Raw genomic sequence first — 19,779 nt, forward strand, 5'->3', positions numbered from 1 at the left:
GTTGGGTCGGGAGTTCGGGCGGCTCCCGGTCCACAGGGATCAACGCCTGGATGCGTCAACAGCAACGGCGCAACACTGCCGCAAAGGATGGCAGTTCATGGCAGATCCTGCATGAGATATCCGGTTTGTAGCCAAACCTCGCATGACCACACCTGCGAGGAAGGTACGTTCTTGCACCGCCGGACGCAGGGAACCAACTGGCACCACGCGGACAAGCCACCCCAATCCGGCATGGTTCGACGGTTCGCACGAGAGGGCCCGGCCATGACCTCGTCCCAGACCCCCCGGCCACCGCGGCCGAACCTCGCCTTCCGGCAGCTGCGCGGATCACGCTCGCCGGGGGAGTTCGCCGCGGCGGTACGGCGCGCCGCACGCGAGATCGGCGAGCGGGTCAGCTGTGACGCGCGGTACATCGGACGCGTGGAGGCGGGCGAGATCCGTTGTCCCAACTACGCCTACGAACGGGTGTTCCTACACATGTTCCCCGGGCGCACGCTCACGGACCTGGGATTCGCACCGCGCTCGGCGGTCCGCGGCCGAGGGGCGCGCACCGCCGAGGAGGCGCCCCCCGCACACACCAACAGCTGTTCGTATGCCTCCGATGAGCACCGGAAGGCATACGGGACGTATGACACACCAGACACCCACGAGTTGCACGAGTCGTACGGCACACACGCGTACGACGCACAGAACCACGAGGAGAGCGACGTGCTGCGTCGCGCATTCATGACCGGCGGCACCGTGACGGTGGCCGCCGCCTCCCTGGGCCCCTTCGGGCTCACCTTCGGCGGCCCCGCGGCGGCCGCCGAACGCCCCGTCCACCGTGCGGGCTCGTCGGAGGCGAGCGCGCTCGAGGAGGCCGTACGCAAGATCCGCCTGCTCGACGACCGGCACGGCGCGGACGGCCTGTACCGGCGCGCGGCGGCCCCGCTGCGCGCCGCCTACGCGCTGCTCGACGCGGGTACCACCCGGCAGACGGTCGCCGACCGGCTGTACTCGGGCGCGGGTGAACTGGCCATCTCGGTGGGATGGCTGGCGCACGACTCCGGGCGTTTCGACGACGCCCGCTCGCACTACGCGGAGGCTCTGGCGACGGCCCGGATGTCCGGGGATCCTGGCCTTGAGGCACACGCCTTCTGCAATACGGCGTTCCTCGCGCGCGACGCCGGCCGACCGCGGGAAGCCGTACGGGCGGCGCAGGCGGCCCAGCGTGTCGGGCGCCCGCTCGGCTCGCACCGGCTGATGTCGCTGCTCGCCCTCAGGGAGGCGGGCGGCTGGGCGGGACTCGCGGACCGGGCGGGCTGCGAACAGGCGCTCGCGCGGGCGCAGGCGCTCTTCGAACGGGGCCCGTCGGACTCGGACCCCGAGTGGATGACCTTCTACGGCGAGGCCGAACTGGAGGGCCTGGAGGCGCAGTGCTGGTCGACGCTGGGCGACTGGGGGCGGGCGGCCCGGCACGCACGGCGCGCGGCACAGCTCCAGGATCCGCACTTCACCCGGAACATCGCCCTGTACACGGCCGAACTGGCCGACGACCTGGCCCGCGGGGGTCGTCCCGACGAGGCGGCGCAGGCCGGTCACCGGGTGCTGGATCTGCTGGACCAGGTCCAGTCCTCCCGCGTACTGACGATGCTGGCGGGCACGGCGAGGGTACTGCTGCCGCACCGGCGGGCGTCCGGGGTGTCGGCGTTCCTGGACCGGCACGCTTCGCTGCCGCGCAGTGCCTGAGCCGCTCGTGGCCGGGGTTGCCGGGGTGTTGGTTGCGCAACTCGGCGGTACGAGGTGCCTCCCCCAAGCTCTTCGAGCAGGGGGTACCCCCAGCGCCCCGGCGGCACGACTGCCCGCGGCTACGCCAAGTGCCCCAAGTCGTTCCAGGACTCGATCGCCGGCTCCCCGTAAGCCCACCCCAGTACCGAAAGCGACGTCGGGTTCAGCCGTATCCGCGCCGCGAACTCCAGTGGCAGCCCCAGCCACCGCGCCCCGATGGACCGCAGGATGTGCCCGTGTGCGAACACCAGCACATCCCGGTCCTGAGACCGCGCCCAGGCCACGACCTCGTCCGCACGCGCGGAGACCTCCGCCAGGGTCTCGCCTCCGGGCACGCCGTCGCGCCAGATGAACCAGCCCGGCCGGATCTCCTGGATCTCGGCCGGTGTCATCCCCTCGTACGCCCCGTAGTCCCACTCCATGAGCGTGTCCCAGGTGTCCGCCCGCTCGCCGAAGCCGGCGAGTTCGCAGGTCTCACGCGCGCGTGCCAGCGGACTGGTGCGCACCTCGGCCCCGGGCAGCCCGTCGAGCGGCGCCCGGTGCAGCCGCTCACCGAGCAGCTTGGCGCCCCGTCGCCCTTCCTCCAGCAGCGGCACATCGGTCCTGCCGGTGTGCTTGCCGGACAGCGACCATTCCGTCTGTCCGTGCCGGGCCAGCAGGATGCGCGGTGCCATGAGAGACCTTTCCGGGAGGAATGAGCAAGGACGTCACTCCATCATCGCCCACCCCCTCCCGGGGCAACCCGGGGGGCGATCCCTGCGTCTTTGAGGGCCGGGGCGCCCCGCGAAGGCGGGCGCCCGCACCGTAAGGTGGCACGACCGGACCGCCGGGAGCCGCGACCAGGAGCAGAAGGGGGAGGGCGAATCGGATGCCGCAGGCCGAGTCACCAGGCATCGGGGTGAGCCCGCTGACCCGGCTGCGCTGGTGGACCGAACTGCCCCTGATCCTGGTGGTGTACGCCTCGTACTCCGCGGGCCGGCTGCTCGCGCGGGGCGATGTCACCAGCGCCGTCGGCCACGGCGTGGCGATCCTGCGCCTGGAGAAGCTGCTCCACGTCAACGCCGAGCATCCGCTGAACCGTCTTTTCACCCGCGAGGCATGGCTCGGCGTCCCCGCCGACTTCTGGTACGCGTCGCTGCACTACCTGGTCACCCCCGCGATCCTGGTGTGGATCTTCAGACGCCGCGCGGAGCACTACCGGGCGGCCCGCACCTGGCTGATGACGTCCACGTTCATCGGTCTGATCGGTTTCTCCCTGCTGCCGACCTGCCCGCCGCGCCTGCTCTCCGCCGGCCACGGGTTCGTCGACACGATGGCGCAGTACAGCTCTTACGGCTGGTGGGGCGGCCAGGCGAGCGCGCCACGGGGCCTGGGCGGCATGACGAACCAGTACGCGGCGATGCCGAGCCTGCACGTCGGCTGGGCGCTGTGGTGCGGAGTGATGCTGTGGCGGCACGGCCGCTCCCGCTGGGCGAAGGCGGCGGCCGTCGTGTACCCGCTCGGAACCACGTTCGTCGTGATGGGGACCGCGAACCACTACCTTCTCGACGCGGTCGCGGGCATCGCCGTCATGGGCGTCGGCCTCCTACTGAGCCGGCCGGTGATGCGGGCGGCGGACGCGGGCAGGACCTGGCTGCGGGCGCGGTTCGCACCGGTCGCGGAGCCCTCGTCCGCCTCGGGTTCCTCAATTGTCAGTGCCGGATGCCAGACTTCGGCGGGTGAGCGAATTCCCCGACAGCCCCTCTCCCTCCCCCGGCCGGGAGCCGATCCGGATGCCGCCCCCGCGGACGCGGGGGACGGCGCTGCGGCTTGGGGTCTCCCCTGCTCGAGCGAAGCCGAGAGCTTGGGGAAAGCTCGCTGAGCTGCGCGGACCGTCCGTACCGCCGAGGGCGCTGGACGCGCGTGCCCTCGCCGCGCTGGCCGCGAACCCCGGGTGCCGTCGGCGTGCGCTGCTGGACGGTGCCGGAGTGGACAAGGCCGCGCTGGCGGGCGCGCTGGGTGCGCCGTCGGCGTTCGGCCAGTCGCAGTTCGCCTTCATGCGGGGCAACGCGTTCGAGGCCCGGGTCAAGGCGGACGGCGGCGCGGAACTGCTGCGTCTGGTGCGCGAGAAGCTGGACCCGGCCGCCGATGCCCCTGAGGGTGCCCTCGTTCCGGACCTGGTCGCGGTCGGCCCGGAGGGGCGCGCGGCGCGTACGGCGCTGGCGTTGCGCGAGGCCACCGAGGCGCGCGGCTGGGCGCTGCTCGACCACCCCATGCTCGCGCTCGACGTGGCCGGATCGCCCGCGTTCCTGGAGCCAGACGCGGTGGTGGTGCACCCGGACGGCAGCTGGACGGTCGTGGAGATCAAGTCCTTCCCGCTGCTCGACGGTTCGGCGGACCCGGCGAAGGTGGGGGCGGCGGCCCGGCAGGCCGCGGTGTACGTGCTGGCGCTGGAGGAGGTCGCGGAGCGCCTCACCCCCGCACCCGTGGTGCGCCACCGGATCCTGCTGGTGTGCCCGAAGGACTTCTCCAACCTGCCCACCGCCTCCCCCGTCGACGTCCGCAAGCAGCGCGCGGTCACCCGGCGCCAACTGGCGCGTCTCACCCGCATCGAGGAGATCGCCGACGCCCTCCCGGAGGGCACGTGCTTCGCGCCGGACCTGCCGCGGGAGGAGCTGGAAGCCGCGGTGGAGTCGGTCCCGGCGACGTACGCGCCGGAGTGCCTGGCCGCCTGCGAGCTGGCCTTCCACTGCCGTGACCGCGCCCGGGCCCAGGGCGCCGTGGCGGCCCTGGGCCGGTCGCTGCGGGCCGAGCTGGGCGGCCTGACCACGGTGGACGACATCCTGGCCGCCGCCCACGGCACGGCCGGGGACCCGGACGACCCGGCGGTGGCGGCCCTGCGCCGGGCGGCGCGGCTGCGGGCGGAGGCACTCGCCGGACGGGAGGGCGCCGTATGACCCTGATCACCACCCTCGCCCGGCTGGAGGCCGTGCGGACCGGCCGCGCGCAGCCCGCCGCCACCGTCCGGCACCGTCACCTGTCCGGCCGGCCCCTCGTCTTCGTCCCACTCATCACCGCCGGTGAGGCCGGGGCGCCGCTCGGCGCGCTCGTCGGCACCGACCGGGACGCCCCCCGGCTGCTCGTGGTGCCGCAACCCCGCGACCGCGACCTCAGGTTCGCGTTCCTCGCCGATCTCGCCGATGTCGTCCTGCCCTACATCGACGCGTGCGCCGACGCCGTGGAGTCGGCCGAGCGCACCGAGACCGACCCGGAGACCGGCAAGCGGGTCAAGGTGGAGGTCGAACTGTGCGCCGATGCCCCGCAGCTGATCGTGCCGAGCCGGGCGGGCATCGAGTTCGTACGGCTGCTGGGCCGCTCGATGCGCTTTCGCCGCACCGCCGAACAGGACCCGGAGACCCCGTACCCGGCGCCCCCGCGCGTGCCGCTCCTCGGCCGCTGGCTCACCCACTTCGGCGAGCGTGCCCGCGTCCCCGGCTCCTCCCTGCTGCTCGCGCTCACCGATTTGCTCGGGCGGCACTGGGCGACCGGGCAGTCGAACCTGGAGGACCAGCACCTGGGCGCGCTGCTCGCCTGGATCGCCCCGCCCGAGGGAGTCTCGGGCGCGGACGCGGCGCTCCGGGCCGAACTGGCGCGGGACGCGGACGGCCAGTTGCTGTGCCCGCCCGCCGGACCGGCCACCGACCCGGCGTTCGACAACAAGCTGCTGGCCCCCGCGATCGAGCGCTACGACCGCGCCCGCACCCGGCTCGCCGCCGCCGAGGACGGCGTGGAGGCGGACGACCGCCTCGGTGAACTCACCGCCGCCGAGCGGGAGATCCGCGCCCTGGTGGCGAGCCGTACGCGGCCGACCTGGGACGCGGTGTGGCAGGGGCTCGACCTGCTGCGCGCGTTGCCCGAGGGCGCGCATGTCGCGGACCGGTGGACGCGGGACCGCTGGTCGTTCACCGGGCACCGGGACCGGGTGGCCGCGGGCGAGCCGCCGCAGCCGCGCCACGACGACGCGGTCACCGCCGCCAACAAGCTCGCCACCCGTGAGCGCGAGCAGGCCCGCCTCGACGCGCAGGAAGCACTCGACGACCCGCTCGTCATGGCCGGGCGGCGGCTCGCCGGGGAGGCGTTCGCGGGCGAGGTCACGGAGGTCGTGATGGCGTACAGCGAGGGCAAGCGCCCCAGCCCGCGCCCCCTGGTGACCGTACGGACGGAGGACCGGCCGCACCTCGGGGAGCGCACGAAGGTGTACCGGTCGCTGGGCGGGAAGCCGCAGGCGGCCGAGTTCGTGGGCCAGGAGGGGGATGGTCTGGTGGTGCTGCGGATCGTCGACAAGATGGGTCGCGGCAAGGAGCCGGAGCCCGGCTCGGTTCCCGAGAAGGGCGACCACGTGTGCTTCACGCTCTTCGAACACGAGCAGCGCGGCGGGGCGAAGCTGCCCGACCCGGAGGACACGCCGTGGACGCACGGCGGGCCACCGGGTGAGGGCGAGGCCGTACCGCAGCCGGATCCGGTGACCGAGGAGGACGTTCTGTGACCGTGTTCGCCCCGCCGGGCAGGGACTTCGATCCGGGGGCCGCGGCCGCCCGGGCCACCGAGGCTATCCTGCGCGACACGCTGCACGGCGCGCACCGTGGAGTCGTGGTCGACTCGCCGCCGGGCGCCGGGAAGTCGACGCTCGTCGTCCGGGCCGCACTCGAACTCGCCTCCGCCGGGCGGCCGTTGATGGTGCTCGCGCAGACCAACGCGCAGGTCGACGACTTGGTGCTGCGGCTCGCGGAGAAGGAACCCGACCTGCCGGTGGGCCGACTGCACAGCAGCGACCCGGACCCGTACGACAAGGCGCTGGACGACCTGCCGCACGTCAGGAAGTCGACGAAGGCGGGCGACCTGGCGGGCCTGGACGTCGTCATCTCGACGGCCGCCAAGTGGGCGCACGTCAAGGATGTCGAGCCGTGGCGGCACGCGATCGTCGACGAGGCGTACCAGATGCGCTCGGACGCGCTGCTGGCCGTGGCGGGCCTGTTCGAGCGGGCGCTGTTCGTCGGCGATCCGGGTCAGCTGGACCCGTTCGCGATCGTCGGCGCGGAGCAGTGGGCGGGACTGTCGTACGACCCGTCGGCGTCCGCGGTGACGACGCTGCTGGCGCACAACCCGGAGCTGCCCCAGCACCGGCTGCCGGTGTCGTGGCGGCTGCCGGCGTCGGCCGCGCCCCTGGTGTCGCACGCGTTCTACCCGTACACGCCGTTCCGCAGCGGTACGGACCACGGGGACCGGCGGCTGACCTTCGCGGTCGGGTCGGACGGCTCGGGGCCGGACCGGGTGATCGACGAGGCGGCCGAGAGAGGCTGGGGGCTGCTGGAGCTGCCGGCCCGGCACACCCCGCGCACGGACCCGGAGGCGGTGCGGGCGGTCGCGTCGGTCGTACGCCGTCTCCTCGACCGGGGCGGGATGGCGGTGTCGGAGCGGGCGGAGGAGCCGGTGCCGCTGACCGCGGACCGGATCGCCGTCGGCACCGCGCACCGGGACCAGGCGGCGGCGGTGCGCTCGGCCCTGGCGGACCTCGGGGTGCCGGACGTCACGGTGGACACGGCCAACCGGTTGCAGGGCCGCGAGTTCGATGTGACGGTGGTGCTGCATCCGCTGTCGGGACGCCCGGACGCGACGGCGTTCCACCTGGAGACGGGCCGCCTGTGCGTCCTGGCGTCCCGCCACCGGCACGCGTGCATCGTGGTGTGCCGGGCGGGGGTGACGGAACTGCTGGACGACCATCCGTCCACGGAGCCGGTGCAGCTGGGGGTGACGGTGAAGTTCCCGGACGGATGGGAGGCGAATCACGCGGTGCTCGCCCAGTTGGCCGAGCACCGCGTGGCGTGGCGGCCCTGAGCTGCGGGGACGTCACGGGTCCGGCGGGGATGGGCTGCGGGAGCATCGCGGGGCCGGCGGGCGCTGGGCTGCGGGGAACATCACGGGCGCCCGTGACCTTGAGACTCCGGGGGCGTGCGGCGGGGGAGCCCGCGTTGGCGTGCCCCGCTCACATCCCGGCGCCCTTGCGTCGGCGCGCGACAATGGACGGTGGCCCACCCGAAAGGGCGCCACCCGAACCGTACGAGGAGGACAAGACATGGCGGAGCCCACGCCGCGTCGGAACGAGCCGCGGCTACGCCCCGCGCCCTTGCTCTTCGAGCCCGCGGAGGCGGCCTCCGACCCGGAACACTTCTTCGACCTGGAGTCGATCGACGACCCGCGGGCACTGCTGGCGCGGGCCACGGAGCTGACGCAGGCGTTTCGCGCGGCCACGGACCGGGCGGTGGAGTACCAGGCGATCGCCGCGGCCCAGCTCGCCGACCCGCGCCGCTTCGACCGGTTGACGCCCGCGGCGATCGCCGAGCGGGCGGAGTGGACCGAGGACTACGCGAAGAAGATGGTCGAGTTCGGGCGGGATCTGCTCCGCGGGGTGGACTCGAGCGGGCCGGAAAGCCTGGGCTGACCTGGGCGGCGGTACGCAGCGGGGGATGCGATCGAATGATCATTCGGCATATGCGCCGCCGCACCTTACCCCCTCTCGACCCCTTCTGTCCCCGTTTTCCGCAACCCTCGGAGACCGACCGCTCACGGCCGGTAGATCTGGCTCCCATGAGCAGCGGAACGCCGTCCATCGAAGCCTGTCGCGACATCTGCGGCGTCACCTCCGAGGGCGCCGCCTGGCTCGCCTCGGCGGGCACGAACCCGCGCAGCACCCTCGCCCTCTGGGCGGAGCGCCCCACCGCCCCGGTCGTCCTGCCGTGCGGTACCGCGTTCGACGTCGTCAACGCCCCCACGATCTTCGGGCGGCGGATGCTCGACCGGCTCTGGGACGAGGGTCCCGGCTCCGGGCCGGTCGCGGTCCACAGGGGCCGCACGCTGCTGTTCACGACGCCCGGCACGGCACGGCGGCTGCCGGCGCTGCTCGACTGGGAGGAGTGGGGCGGCCGTACGCCCAAGATCCCGCCGCTGCTGTGCCATGGGGTCGGCGACGCGGTGACGGTGCCTGCCGTTCACCCCGCCGACCCCGACGCCACCAGGCTCGATTCCCGCTGGCTGGTCGCGCCCGACACCCGTCGGCCCTGGCTGCCCGGGCCGGAGGTCGTCCTCTGGGCGGCCGTCCGTGCCGCCCGCGCGGCGGCCTCCGACCCCGTAGGGATATCGATTTTTCCTCCCGCCGACCAGGGTGCTAAGGTCTACGACGTCAGCAGGCGCCGCTAGCTCAGTTGGTTAGAGCAGCTGACTCTTAATCAGCGGGTCCGGGGTTCGAGTCCCTGGCGGCGCACGATGGCGATGGCGAGGTGTGTTCGCGGAAAGCGCGAACCTCCTCGCCATCCCTGTTTCTGCGCGGCTCCGCCGCGCGCGGTGGGGGCTTCGCCACCCACACCCCCATCCCCGTCGGCCACAGACGCCGTCCGGCGAGCACGGCACCGTGTTCGCGGAAAGCGCGAACCGTCCTCGCCATCTCCGTTCCTACGCGGCTCCGCCGCGCGCGGTGGGGGCTTCGCCACCCACACCCCCATCCCCGTCGGCCACAGACGCCGTCCGGCGAGCACGGCACCGTGTTCGCGGAAAGCGCGAACCTCCTCGCCATCCCTGTTTCTGCGCGGCTCCGCCGCGCGCGGTGGGGGCTTCGCCACCCACACCCCCATCCCGGTCGGCCACGGACGTCGTCCGGCGAGCACGGCACCCCTGTGCCCGGTGAGCCCTCCGGCGAGTGCGGCACATCCGCACTTTCTGTTGCACTTCGTGGCAGACACCCCCCTTAACCGACCGCAAGCCGCCGAACCGGCCCGGCGTGCAGGCGAGGCGCGACCGCGCCCCCACCCTGGGGCACCCGTTACTCAACCCTTCGTGATCCGCACCGTCCACCCCCCGGAAGCCGTTCTCTCCTCCACCTCCACGCGGATGCCCTCCCCCGGCACCGTGAAGGTCTCGCCCTCCCGGATCGGGGCGTCCGCCAGAGGCGGGTAGACCGAGGTGCCGTCGCAGGCCGAGGTGTGCGGGTGGGCGTCCAGGACCTGTACGGGGCCGCCGCCGGAATCCGTCTCGCCGTGCACCCGGTAGACGAGGACCCCCTGGGTGCAGGCCGCGCTGTCGTTGCCCACCGCCCCGCGCGCCTCGATGGCCAGCACACTGTCGGGCCCCGTCCGCACCACCGCCAGCTTGGTGCCGTGCCCCGAGCCGAACGCCTCCACCCCGCGCCGGAGGGCACCCGCCGCACCCGCGCTCACCGGCACCTGCGGCACCCCGGTCGGTCCCGCCGCCACCGGCTCCAGCGTCAGCCGCGTGCTGCCAGGAGCCCGTACGCACACCACCTGGCGCTCGTCCAGCCACCCCAGCTTCCACTTGTGCCAGGCGAGGAGATCGGGGGCCAGTCCGAACTGGCTGCCCATGAGGTCCCAGTCGCCGACGTAGGTGTCCCAGTCCCCCTTGCCGTCGGTCGGACGGTGGTAGAGGTCGGGCAAGTCGAACACGTGACCGGTCTCATGGGCGAGCACGAGCCGGTCCGGCGGGTGCTTCTCGAAGACCGTGACCACCCGGCGGATGTCCCTGCCGTCGGCCCGCAGGGGAGTGTCCAGGTTCACCACCTTCGTGGCGTCCGAGTCGACGCCGGGCGCGTCCGGGTCGGCCACGAGGTACACGATGTCGTACCGGGAGAAGTCGACGTCCTTGTCGGCCGCCATGAGCGCGTCGCGCAGATAGGCGGTCCGGCTCTCGGTGCTCCAGTCGCGCCGTATGGCGTAGGAGGTGGACGGGTGCGGCATGCGGATCCAGTGGTCCGTCGGATGGGGATGGAGCGTGAAGCGGCCATAGGAGGCGCGTTCGAAGAAGCGGCTGGTGTCCGGGAAGTAGTCCGCGGCCAGCTCGACCGGTGTGGTGGCCGGCTTCGCGTCCGGGAAGGACAGGAAGACCAGGACCGCGTCCAGCGCGCGGGTGGGGCGTGCGTAGGCGGCGTTCCAGGTGTCGACGCCCTCGGAGTGGTGCGCCCGGCTGCGGGGGAGCTCGCAGGGCGCGATCAGGGGTTCGGCCAGCGCGGGGCCCGTCACGAGCGAGGTCGCGACCAGCGCGGTCATCGACGTGGCGAGGGCCGCGGTGCTGCGCAGGACGGGTGACGCAGCGCGGGCCAGCTCCTTCAGGGTCTCGCGGGTGAGCCCCGTGAGGGGGAGCGGACGCGGCACGGCGACCTCCGGGTGCGGTTCTCGGACCTCCACACCCAGCCTGGTCTTACTTGTATGACTACGTCCTGTTTGTCTGCCCCGGAAGGGTGAGAGGCCGTCAGCCGGGGGATGGGCCGGGAGGGAACCGCGACGATCGCGGGAGGGGCAGTGCGGAGTGGGAGCGCGCGACGGCGCACGAGCGCCAAGGGGGCGGCCGACATGCGCCGACGCCCCCGATACTCACGGAACGTCACAGCCATGGGCGGCCTGATGGACCGGGGTCCGGCACGGGCAGAAACGATCTGTCAGAACACGTGCTCGTCGCGGGACACTGGACATCGGCTGGAACGCCTCTGGGTCAGCCTCTATGATCGGCACACTTTCCTGCACGAACACGGCTTGTACGGCCGCTCACCCCGCGGCCGTCGACCCCGACGAGACCGAAGAGATCCGTACGAAGAACGAGTGCACTGCGGGAGCGAGCGGTGAGCGGAACGTCCGATGGGCCGACGCCCGCGGCAGACCTCGTCGGCCCGGCCATCACAGAGAGTTACGACACCACGTCATCCGGTACGTCCCAGCCATCACCTCTTTCCGACGACCCATCTCTCACGCCCGAAGACCGATCCCTCACCTCGTCCGTCGACGAACCGCCCCTGTCCCCGTCCGTCGACACACCACCCCTCACCCCCTCCGCGGGACCCCAACCCGTCGCGTTCGGCGCCGCGTTCGGCGCCGCGCCGCTCGCCATGGCGGTCGTCGACCGGGAGGGCCTGGTCGTCACCGCCAACGAGACGATGGGCTCCCTGCTCGGCACCGGCACGGAAACACTGGTCGGCAAGGTCGCCGCCGACCTGCTGGACCTGTCCTCGGACGCCCGCACCTGGCACGCCTACCGCGAGGTGCTCCGTGGACGACAGGCCAAACTGCGCTGCACGCGCCGCGTCAAACACCCAGACGGGCACTCGCTGTGGGCCCAGGTGACCGTGACGCCGCTGCCCGAGGCCGAGAAGGCGATCCTCCTGTCGGTGGCCGACATCAGCGCGCGTCGTGAACTCCAGGCCCGGCTGAGGCACTTGCAGATGCACGACCCGGTGACCCGACTGCCCAACCGGGCGCTGTTCTTCGAACGCCTGTCGGCCGCACTGGAGGCGGATTCCTACGAGGAGAGCGGCACCGGCCGGATCGGGCTGTGTTACCTGGACCTCGACGGCTTCAAGGCCGTCAACGACACCCTCGGCCACCGCGTGGGCGACCGGCTGCTCGCGGCCGTCGCGGAGCGCCTGACGTGCTGCGCCGACGAGGCGGGCCAGGGGCGGCCCAGCACTCCCCTGGTGGCCCGGCTGGGCGGCGACGAGTTCGCGCTCCTGGTCGAGGACTCCACGGGCACCGAACAACTGGCCGAACTGGCCGAGTCGGTGCTCAAGGCGATCCAGGAGCCGTTCGACCTGTCGGGACAGCGCCTGTCGGTGTCGGCGTCCATCGGCGTCGTGGAGCGGCACGCGGCCGGTACGAGTGCGACCGGTCTGATGCAGGCGGCCGATACGACGCTGTACTGGGCGAAGGCCGACGGCAAGGCCCGCTGGACGCTGTTCGACCCGGAGCGCAACGCGCACCGGATGACCCGTCAGGCGCTGTCCTCCGGGCTGCGACCGGCCATCGAACGGGGTGAGTTCGCCCTGGAGTACCAGCCGTTGGTCGGTATGGAGGACGGACGGGTGCGCGGGGTGGAGGCGCTGGTGCGCTGGCATCACCCCCAGTTCGGCACCTTGACGCCGAATCGGTTCATCGGACTGGCGGAGGAGGACGGTTCGATCGTCCAGCTCGGGCGTTGGGCCCTGAAGACCGCCTGCCGGCAGGCGCGCCGCTGGCAGCTCGAGCGTCCGGATGAGCCGCCGCTCTTCGTCAGCGTGAACGTGGCGGTGCGTCAGGTGTGGGACTCCGACCTGGTGGCGGACGTGGCGGAGACGCTGACGGAGACCGGACTGGCCCCGCACCTGCTCCAGTTGGAGCTGACCGAGTCGGCGGTCATGGGCTCGGCCGGTCGGCCGCTCCAGGCGCTGCAGGCGCTCAGTGAGATGGGGGTGCGCATCGCGATCGACGACTTCGGCACCGGATACTCCAACCTCGCCTACCTCAGCCGACTGCCGGTGTCTGTGCTGAAACTGGACGGGTCGTTCGTCCGGGGCTTCCAGTACGAGGGCACGGACGCGCATCCGAACCCGGCCGACGAGGTCATCGTGGAGGCGATGATCCAACTCGCCCACCGGCTGGGCCTGACGGTCACCGCGGAGTGCGTGGAGACGTCGGCCCAGGCCACCCGCCTGCGCCGCATCGGCTGCGACACCGGGCAGGGCTGGCTGTACTCGCGCCCGGTGCCGCCGGACCGGATCTCGGAACTGGTCGAAGGAGAAGGGTGCCGCAACTAAGCCCCGGGTGCCTCACGCTGCGGGCAACCCGTACGCGTCCGCGATCAGTTCGTACGACCGCAGGCGTACGTCCCCGCTGTGGGCGTTGGACGTGAGCATCAACTCGTCGGCGCCCGTGCGCTTCTGCAGGTCGTTCAGGCCGGAGCGGACCTCGTCCGCAGTGCCGTGGACGACGTTGGAGTTCCAGGAGGCGATGAACTCCTCCTCCATGGGGCTGAACTCGTACGCCTCCGCCTCCTCCGGCGTGGGGACGAGGCCGGGGCGGCCCATCCGCAGCCGGAGCATGTTCAGGGCGGCGGCCCGGACCTGGCGGCGGGCCTCCTTCTCGTCGTCGGTGGCGAGCGCGGAGACGCCGATCAGGGCGTACGGCGCGTCGAGGACCTCGGACGGGCGGAAGGAGTCGCGGTAGAGGTCGAGCGCCGGGATGGTGTTCTGCGCCGAGAAGTGGTGCGCGAACGCGAACGGCAGACCGAGCGCACCGGCCAGACGTGCGCTGAACCCGGAGGAGCCGAGCAGCCAGACGGGCGGCCGGTGCGGGGACTGCACGCCGCCCGGCGAGGTGGCCTGGACGGGGCCCGGGACCGCGTGGATCCGGGCGTAGGGGTGGCCGTCCGGGAAGTCGTCGTCGAGGAACCGGGTCAGCTCGGCGAGCTGCTGCGGGAAGTCGTCGGCGCCCGAGTGGATGGGGGCACCTCCCAAGCCGTCAAGGCTTGAGGGACGGTCGGTGCGGCGCAGCGCGGCGGCCGTGGCGCCGTCCGTGCCGGGGGCGCGGCCGAGGCCCAGGTCGATACGGCCGGGGGCCATGGCCTCCAGCGTGCCGAACTGCTCGGCGATGACCAGCGGGGCGTGGTTGGGCAGCATGACGCCGCCCGAGCCGAGCCGGATGCGGTCGGTGTGGGCGGCGAGGTGGGCGAGGATCACCGCGGGCGAGGAGGAGGCCACGCCCGGCATGGAGTGGTGCTCGGCGACCCAGTACCGGTGGAAGCCGCGGGCCTCCGCGAGCCGGGAGAGGGCGACGCTGGTGCGCAGGGCGTCGGTGGCGGTGGTGCCCGCGCCGACGGTGACCAGGTCCAGTACGGACAGGGGGACGGGGGCGGTGCCCTGTGCCGTGCCTCGGATCTCGTCCACTGCTGTTCCTCCCGCGTGAGTGTCGCGTCTCTCGCACCCCTAACAGGAGACACTCTCCGTTTATTCCCTGAGCGCCCCGCAGCCCCCGCGCCCGCTACACCTGCACCACCGGCTCCCTGGTGAACAGCGTCCCCAGGCTCGGCGCGTTCACCCGGCGGTCCACCAGGCGCAGCGCCTCCCAGACCGTGACCTGGTTCGCCGTGAGGACCGGTTTGGCCAGGTCCTTCTCCAGGGCCGTCAGGTGCGCGGCCGTGTGGAGGGCGGTGTCCGGGATCAGCACCGCGTCGGCGTCGGCGTGGTCGCCCGCGCGGGCCAGCGCCAGGACCTCGTCGGCGCCCCATGTGGCGACCTGAGCCGCCGCTCCGGCGTCCGCGCCGTGGACCGCGACCACCTCCACGCCTGCGGCCCTCAGGAAGGCGGCGAACTCCTGCGCCACGTCGTCCGGGTATGTCGCCGCGACGGCCACGCGCCGCGCCCCGATCTCCCGTACGGCGTGCACGAAGCCGAACGCGGTGGAGGAGGCGGGCATCCCCGCGGTGCGCGCGAGGGTGCGCACCTGCTCGTGGGCGCCCGCCCAGCCCTGCAGGAAGCTGCCGCTGGTGCACGCCCACACCACCGCCTCGGCGCCCGCGAGCCGCAGCTCCTCCGCGCTCGAGGCGAGCCGCTGCGGCGAGCCCAACTCCCTCAGCAGGTCGGTGCGGTGCGCGTCCTCGCCGACGTCGGTGTGCACGAGATCCACCCGGATGTCGCCGGCCAGCAACTGCTCGATACGGGGATAGTCGTCCTCGGCGAAGTGGCCCGGGTAGAGGAGTCCGAGTGCGGTCATGCCCAACCTTCCTGTTCGTCGCGGTGCGGGTCGCCGGTCGCTGCCGTATCGAACAGAGCCTGCCGGTGACCCATGGCGCGGGTACCCAGGTGAGGCGGAGCCGTCCCCCTCATCACCTCATCGGCTGTGTTGACGGCCCGGTGCCGAGGTGCGACCGTGGTCGATCCGCGCACGTCGGACGCCCCGTCGGCCGTTTTCGGCCGCCTCCCGGACTCGAAGGGACGGTTCCGCATGACGGCTGCCACGCCCGGCCCGACCGTGCTCGTGCTGGACGCGGACCCGCTCCTCCGCCTCGGCCGGCTCACCGGGCGGGCGCGGGTCGAGCACGTCGACGCCGCCACGCTCGCCGGCCGGCTGCCGTACGCCGATGTGCTGCTGGTGTGGGACGTCGCCTCCCGGGCGGTGCCCGACGCCTGGCCGGGTGAGGGGCCACGCCCGCGCTGGGTGCACATCGCGAGTGCCGGAGTCGATCATGTGCTGTGTCCCGAACTGGCCGCGTCCGACGCGGTGGTGACGAACGCGCGCGGCGTCTTCGAGCAGCCGGTCGCCGAGTACGTGGCCGCGCTCGTCCTCGCGATGGCCAAGGACCTGCCCCGCACCTGGGACCTGCAACGGGAGCGGGAGTGGCGGCACCGCGAGACGCTGCGGGTGGCGGGCACGCGTGCGTGCGTGGTCGGCTCCGGGCCGATCGGCCGGACGATCGCCCGTACGCTCAAGGGGCTGGAGGTGACCACGTCGATCGTGGGCCGGGTCCCGCGCACCGGCATCCACGGCCCGGCCGACCTGGACCGACTGCTGGCCCGCGCCGACTGGGTGATCGCGGCGGCGCCGCTGACCGAGCAGACGTACGGAATGTTCGACGCCCGCCGCTTCGGTGTCATGCAGCCCTCGGCCCGGTTCATCAACGTGGGGCGCGGACAGCTCGTCGTGGAGCAGGCGCTGGCCGAGGCGCTGAGGAAGCGGTGGATCGCGGGAGCGGCCCTCGATGTCTTCCGGCAGGAACCGCTCGCCCCGGACAGCCCCTTGTGGCAGGTGCCGGACCTGCTGGTGTCCCCGCACATGAGCGGTGACACGGTCGGCCGTCAGGACGAGCTCGGCGCCCAGTTCCTGGCGTTGTACGACCGCTGGGCGACGGGTAAACCCCTGCTGAACCTGGTGGACAAGAAACGGGGATACGTCCCCGGCCACTGAACCGCCGACCGGCCGGCGTCGCCGCAGGTCAGCGCACCGGCCAAGCGAGAGGGGGGCCTCCGCTCGGGCCGCCCGCGGACGATCGGGGCCGGAACTGGCCCGAATACATCGCATGGTCCCGGGTAGCCGCGCGCCCATGGCTCCCCCACGGACGAATGCATGGACGTACGACCCGGGGAAACCCGGAACCACCCGCCGGTCACTGCTCGCCGGTGCCGCCGCGTTCGGCGCGCTGGGCGCGGCCGGCTGCAGCCGTGTCGCGGCGGCGTCGAGTACCCCCGGCGGCGACCTGCTGGGCCGGCTCCGGGCCCAGGGCGTCGTGCGCCTCGGCATCGCCGGTGAGATCCCCTTCGGCTACATCGACAAGAACGGCCGTCTCACCGGCGAGGCCCCCGAGCTGGCGAGGGTCGTCTTCAAACGGCTCGGCGTCGACCGGGTGCAGCCGGTGCCGACCGAGTTCGGCTCGCTGATCCCCGGTCTGAACTCCCAGCAGTTCGACGTGGTCTCCGCCGGTATGTACGTCACCCCGGAACGCTGCCAGCAGGTCATCTTCGCGGACCCCGACTACCAGATGCTAGACGCGTTCGTCGTACGCAAGGGCAATCCCAAGGGCCTGCACAACTACAGGGATGTCGTCGCGAAGAAGGCGAAACTGGCCACCGGCACCGGGAACGCGCAGATCCAGTACGCCGTCGAGGCCGGCTACCAGCAGAGCGACCTGCTGCTCGTCACCGACCAGGTCGCCGGGCTGAACGCCGTGGAGGCCGGCCGCGTCGACGCCTTCGCCGGGACCGCGCTGACCGTGCGGGAGGTCGTCAGGAAGTCGAGCAAGGCGGAGGCAACCCAGCCCTTCAAGCCCCTCGTCAACGGCAAACCGCACGTCGACGGCGGCGCCTTCGCGTTCCGGCCCACCGAGACCCGGCTGCGGGACGCCTTCAACGCCGAGCTGAAGAAGATGAAGGCGAGCGGCGAACTCTTCCGGATCCTGCGCCCGTTCGGTTTCACCAAGGCCGAGATGACCGGTCTGACCGCGAAGGAGCTGTGCCGCGGATGACCTCGGGGCTGTGGGAACTCGTACTGAAAGGCGTCTGGACCACGGTCCAGCTCCTCGTCCTCAGCGCTCTGCTCGCGGCGGCCGTCTCCTTCGCCGTAGGCATCGCGCGCACCCACCGCAGACGGATCGTCCGCTTCCTCGCCGGTTTCTACACCGAGGTGTTCCGCGGCACCTCCGCCCTGATCATGATCTTCTGGGTGTTCTTCGTGCTGCCGCTCGCCTTCGGCTGGCAGCTGGTGCCGATGTGGGCGGGCACCCTCGCGCTGGGTCTGACGTACGGGGCGTACGGGGCGGAGATCGTGCGCGGCGCCCTGAACTCCGTGGATCCCGCGCAGCGTGAGGGCGGGATCGCGCTGAGCTTCACCCCGTGGCAGCGGATGCGGAAGATCCTGCTTCCGCAGGCGGTCCCCGAGATGATCCCGCCGTTCTCCAACCTGCTGGTCGAACTGCTCAAGGGCACCGCACTGGTGTCGATCATGGGCATGGGCGACCTGGCGTTCAGCGGCAACCTGGTGCGGCTGGCACTGCAGGAGAGCGCGCAGATCTACACCTACGTCCTGCTGATCTACTTCGTGATCGCCTTCCTGATCACCCGGCTGATGCGGGGCCTGGAGCACCGGCTCAAGGCCGGGCTCGGGAAGGCGCCGCAGCCCCGGGTCTCCGTGCGCCGGCCGGTCGGAGGTGGTGTGCGATGACCTGGGACTGGGGCGCCGTCCGCGCCTTCATGCCGCACTTCCTCGACGGCCTGGTCGTCACCCTGCAAGCGCTGGCCCTCGGCTCGCTGATCTCCTTCGCGGCCGGTCTGGTGTGGGCGCTGCTGATGCGCACACCGACCCGCTGGGTGCGCTGGCCGGTGGGGAGCGTCACGGAGTTCATCCGCGACACCCCGCTGCTGGTGCAGCTCTTCTTCCTCTTCTACGTGCTGCCCGAGTGGGGCCTGACCCTCTCCGCGCTGACCACGGGTGTCGTCGCGATCGGCCTGCACTACTCCACGTACACCATGCAGGTCTACCGGGCCGGTATCGACGCGGTGCCCGCCGGCCAGTGGGAGGCGGCGACCGCGCTGAGCCTGCCGACGCGGCGCACCTGGACGGCGGTGATCCTGCCGCAGGCGATCCGCCGGGTGGTGCCGGCGCTCGGCAACTACGTGATCTCGATGCTGAAGGACACGCCGATGCTGATGGCGATCACCGTCCTGGAGATGCTCGGCCAGGCGCGGCTCTTCTCCCAGCAGCACTTCCAGTTCACCGAGCCACTCACCGTGATCGGTGTGGCCTTCGTCCTGATCTCCTACCCCGCCTCCCTCCTCCTGCGAGCACTGGAGCGACGCCTTGTCCGCTGACACGCCCCTGATGAAGCAACCCGACGCCGATCCCCGTCCGCAGGCGGCCTCCGGCGAGCTGATCCGCCTGGAGAAGGTCACCAAGCGGTTCGGTGACCACACCGTCCTCGACCGGCTCGACTTCTCGGTCGACGCCGGTCGGCACGTGACCCTGATCGGCCCGTCCGGTTCCGGGAAGACCACGATCCTGCGGCTGCTGATGACCCTGACCAAGCCCGACGAGGGCACGATCACGGTCGGCGGGCAGCGCCTGTACCCGGCGCCCGAGAAGCAGGTCCGGGAGATCCGCAAGAACATCGGCATGGTCTTCCAGCAGTTCAACCTGTTCCCGAACATGAAGGTGCTGCGGAACATCACCGAGGCCCCGGTGACCGTGCTCGGCCTGTCGAAGGACGAGGCCGAGGAGCGGGCGCGCGAGCTGCTGGACCTGGTGGGGCTCAGCGACCACGTCGACAAGTACCCGAGCCAGCTCTCCGGCGGCCAGCAGCAGCGCGTGGCGATCGCCCGCGCCCTGGCGATGCGCCCGCAGGTGCTGCTGCTGGACGAGGTGACGTCCGCACTCGACCCGGAGCTGGTCGCCGGGGTCCTCGACGTGCTGCGTGACATCGCTCACAGCACGGACATCACCATGCTGTGCGTGACCCACGAGATGAACTTCGCGCGGGACATCTCCGACCGGGTCCTGATGTTTGATTCCGGCCAAGTCATCGAGGCCGCTCCCCCGGAGAAGATCTTCAGCGATCCCGAGCACACACGCACGCGGGAATTCCTCAGCGCAGTGCTGTGACTACAGACAGTGAAGACGGCGGCCCGCCTCCAGGTGCCGACACATGGAACATGACCTCGACATATGCCAGAGTGGCGCGTTC

General features: G+C 72.1%; 17 protein-coding genes and 1 tRNA gene. 14 read left to right on the forward strand and 4 right to left on the reverse strand.

Annotation, left to right across the window (positions count from 1 at the left end):
• The first annotated feature begins 264 nt into the window (after window positions 1-264).
• Window positions 265-1,728, forward strand: coding sequence for a hypothetical protein (locus ACFYZJ_RS14960; RefSeq protein WP_388567337.1), 1,464 nt, complete (start codon window positions 265-267; stop codon window positions 1,726-1,728).
• 119 nt (window positions 1,729-1,847) lie between these two features.
• On the opposite strand, the gene ACFYZJ_RS14965 is transcribed toward ACFYZJ_RS14960, so the two are convergent.
• Window positions 1,848-2,441 (reverse strand): histidine phosphatase family protein, encoded by a 594-nt coding sequence (locus ACFYZJ_RS14965; protein ID WP_388567340.1) that lies wholly within the window; start codon window positions 2,439-2,441, stop codon window positions 1,848-1,850.
• 194 nt (window positions 2,442-2,635) lie between these two features.
• Between ACFYZJ_RS14965 and ACFYZJ_RS14970 the strand changes: the two genes are divergently transcribed.
• From ACFYZJ_RS14970 to ACFYZJ_RS15000, 7 genes are all read left to right on the forward strand, one after another.
• Window positions 2,636-3,628 (forward strand): phosphatase PAP2 family protein, encoded by a 993-nt coding sequence (locus ACFYZJ_RS14970; protein WP_388567343.1) that lies wholly within the window; start codon window positions 2,636-2,638, stop codon window positions 3,626-3,628.
• On the forward strand, window positions 3,540-4,703 hold the full coding sequence (locus ACFYZJ_RS14975) for a hypothetical protein (RefSeq protein ID WP_388567346.1): 1,164 nt from the start codon (window positions 3,540-3,542) through the stop codon (window positions 4,701-4,703). Before ACFYZJ_RS14970 ends, ACFYZJ_RS14975 begins: the two co-directional genes overlap by 89 nt.
• On the forward strand, window positions 4,700-6,292 hold the full coding sequence (locus tag ACFYZJ_RS14980) for a hypothetical protein (protein ID WP_388567349.1): 1,593 nt from the start codon (window positions 4,700-4,702) through the stop codon (window positions 6,290-6,292). Before ACFYZJ_RS14975 ends, ACFYZJ_RS14980 begins: the two co-directional genes overlap by 4 nt.
• The gene (locus ACFYZJ_RS14985; protein ID WP_388567352.1) at window positions 6,289-7,641 is read left to right on the forward strand and encodes an AAA domain-containing protein; all 1,353 of its coding nucleotides are present in this window, start codon (window positions 6,289-6,291) and stop codon (window positions 7,639-7,641) included. Before ACFYZJ_RS14980 ends, ACFYZJ_RS14985 begins: the two co-directional genes overlap by 4 nt.
• A gap of 238 nt (window positions 7,642-7,879) precedes the next feature.
• A complete protein-coding gene (locus ACFYZJ_RS14990; protein WP_388567354.1) occupies window positions 7,880-8,245 on the forward strand; it encodes a hypothetical protein in 366 nt (121 codons plus the stop codon).
• Between the two features lie 146 nt (window positions 8,246-8,391).
• Window positions 8,392-9,000: a bifunctional DNA primase/polymerase gene (locus ACFYZJ_RS14995; RefSeq protein WP_388567357.1), complete on the forward strand. Its 609-nt coding sequence runs from the start codon at window positions 8,392-8,394 to the stop codon at window positions 8,998-9,000.
• Window positions 8,991-9,064: transfer RNA gene (locus ACFYZJ_RS15000), tRNA-Lys, on the forward strand. Before ACFYZJ_RS14995 ends, ACFYZJ_RS15000 begins: the two co-directional genes overlap by 10 nt.
• Before the next feature lie 559 nt (window positions 9,065-9,623).
• Here ACFYZJ_RS15000 and ACFYZJ_RS15005 read toward each other — a convergent pair.
• Window positions 9,624-10,961, reverse strand: a complete 1,338-nt coding sequence (locus ACFYZJ_RS15005) for a M6 family metalloprotease domain-containing protein (protein WP_388567360.1) — start codon at window positions 10,959-10,961, stop codon at window positions 9,624-9,626.
• 464 nt (window positions 10,962-11,425) lie between these two features.
• Between ACFYZJ_RS15005 and ACFYZJ_RS15010 the strand changes: the two genes are divergently transcribed.
• The gene (locus ACFYZJ_RS15010; RefSeq protein WP_388567362.1) at window positions 11,426-13,369 is read left to right on the forward strand and encodes a putative bifunctional diguanylate cyclase/phosphodiesterase; all 1,944 of its coding nucleotides are present in this window, start codon (window positions 11,426-11,428) and stop codon (window positions 13,367-13,369) included.
• Between the two features lie 12 nt (window positions 13,370-13,381).
• Here ACFYZJ_RS15010 and ACFYZJ_RS15015 read toward each other — a convergent pair whose 3' ends face one another.
• Window positions 13,382-14,497, reverse strand: coding sequence for an LLM class flavin-dependent oxidoreductase (locus ACFYZJ_RS15015; protein WP_388567365.1), 1,116 nt, complete (start codon window positions 14,495-14,497; stop codon window positions 13,382-13,384).
• 94 nt (window positions 14,498-14,591) lie between these two features.
• The gene (locus ACFYZJ_RS15020; RefSeq protein ID WP_388567367.1) at window positions 14,592-15,323 is read right to left on the reverse strand and encodes a decarboxylase; all 732 of its coding nucleotides are present in this window, start codon (window positions 15,321-15,323) and stop codon (window positions 14,592-14,594) included.
• Between the two features lie 231 nt (window positions 15,324-15,554).
• Here ACFYZJ_RS15020 and ACFYZJ_RS15025 point away from each other — a divergent pair, with 231 nt between their 5' ends.
• From ACFYZJ_RS15025 to ehuA, 5 genes are all read left to right on the forward strand, one after another.
• A complete protein-coding gene (locus ACFYZJ_RS15025) occupies window positions 15,555-16,514 on the forward strand; it encodes a D-2-hydroxyacid dehydrogenase (RefSeq protein WP_388567369.1) in 960 nt (319 codons plus the stop codon).
• Window positions 16,515-16,650: 136 nt separating this feature from the next.
• Window positions 16,651-17,568: an ectoine/hydroxyectoine ABC transporter substrate-binding protein EhuB gene (gene ehuB / locus ACFYZJ_RS15030; protein WP_388567371.1), complete on the forward strand. Its 918-nt coding sequence runs from the start codon at window positions 16,651-16,653 to the stop codon at window positions 17,566-17,568.
• Entirely contained in the window at window positions 17,565-18,263 is a 699-nt protein-coding gene (gene ehuC, locus ACFYZJ_RS15035; RefSeq protein WP_388567373.1) for an ectoine/hydroxyectoine ABC transporter permease subunit EhuC, read from the forward strand. Before ehuB ends, ehuC begins: the two co-directional genes overlap by 4 nt.
• On the forward strand, window positions 18,260-18,910 hold the full coding sequence (ehuD, locus tag ACFYZJ_RS15040) for an ectoine/hydroxyectoine ABC transporter permease subunit EhuD (protein ID WP_388567376.1): 651 nt from the start codon (window positions 18,260-18,262) through the stop codon (window positions 18,908-18,910). The genes ehuC and ehuD overlap by 4 nt, the downstream gene beginning before the upstream one ends.
• Window positions 18,911-18,920: 10 nt before the next feature.
• On the forward strand, window positions 18,921-19,697 hold the full coding sequence (ehuA, locus tag ACFYZJ_RS15045; RefSeq protein WP_388567644.1) for an ectoine/hydroxyectoine ABC transporter ATP-binding protein EhuA: 777 nt from the start codon (window positions 18,921-18,923) through the stop codon (window positions 19,695-19,697).
• Window positions 19,698-19,779: the final 82 nt, after the last annotated feature.

Source organism: Streptomyces sp. NPDC001848, assembly GCF_042891915.1.
Classification (GTDB): Bacteria; Actinomycetota; Actinomycetes; order Streptomycetales; family Streptomycetaceae; genus Streptomyces.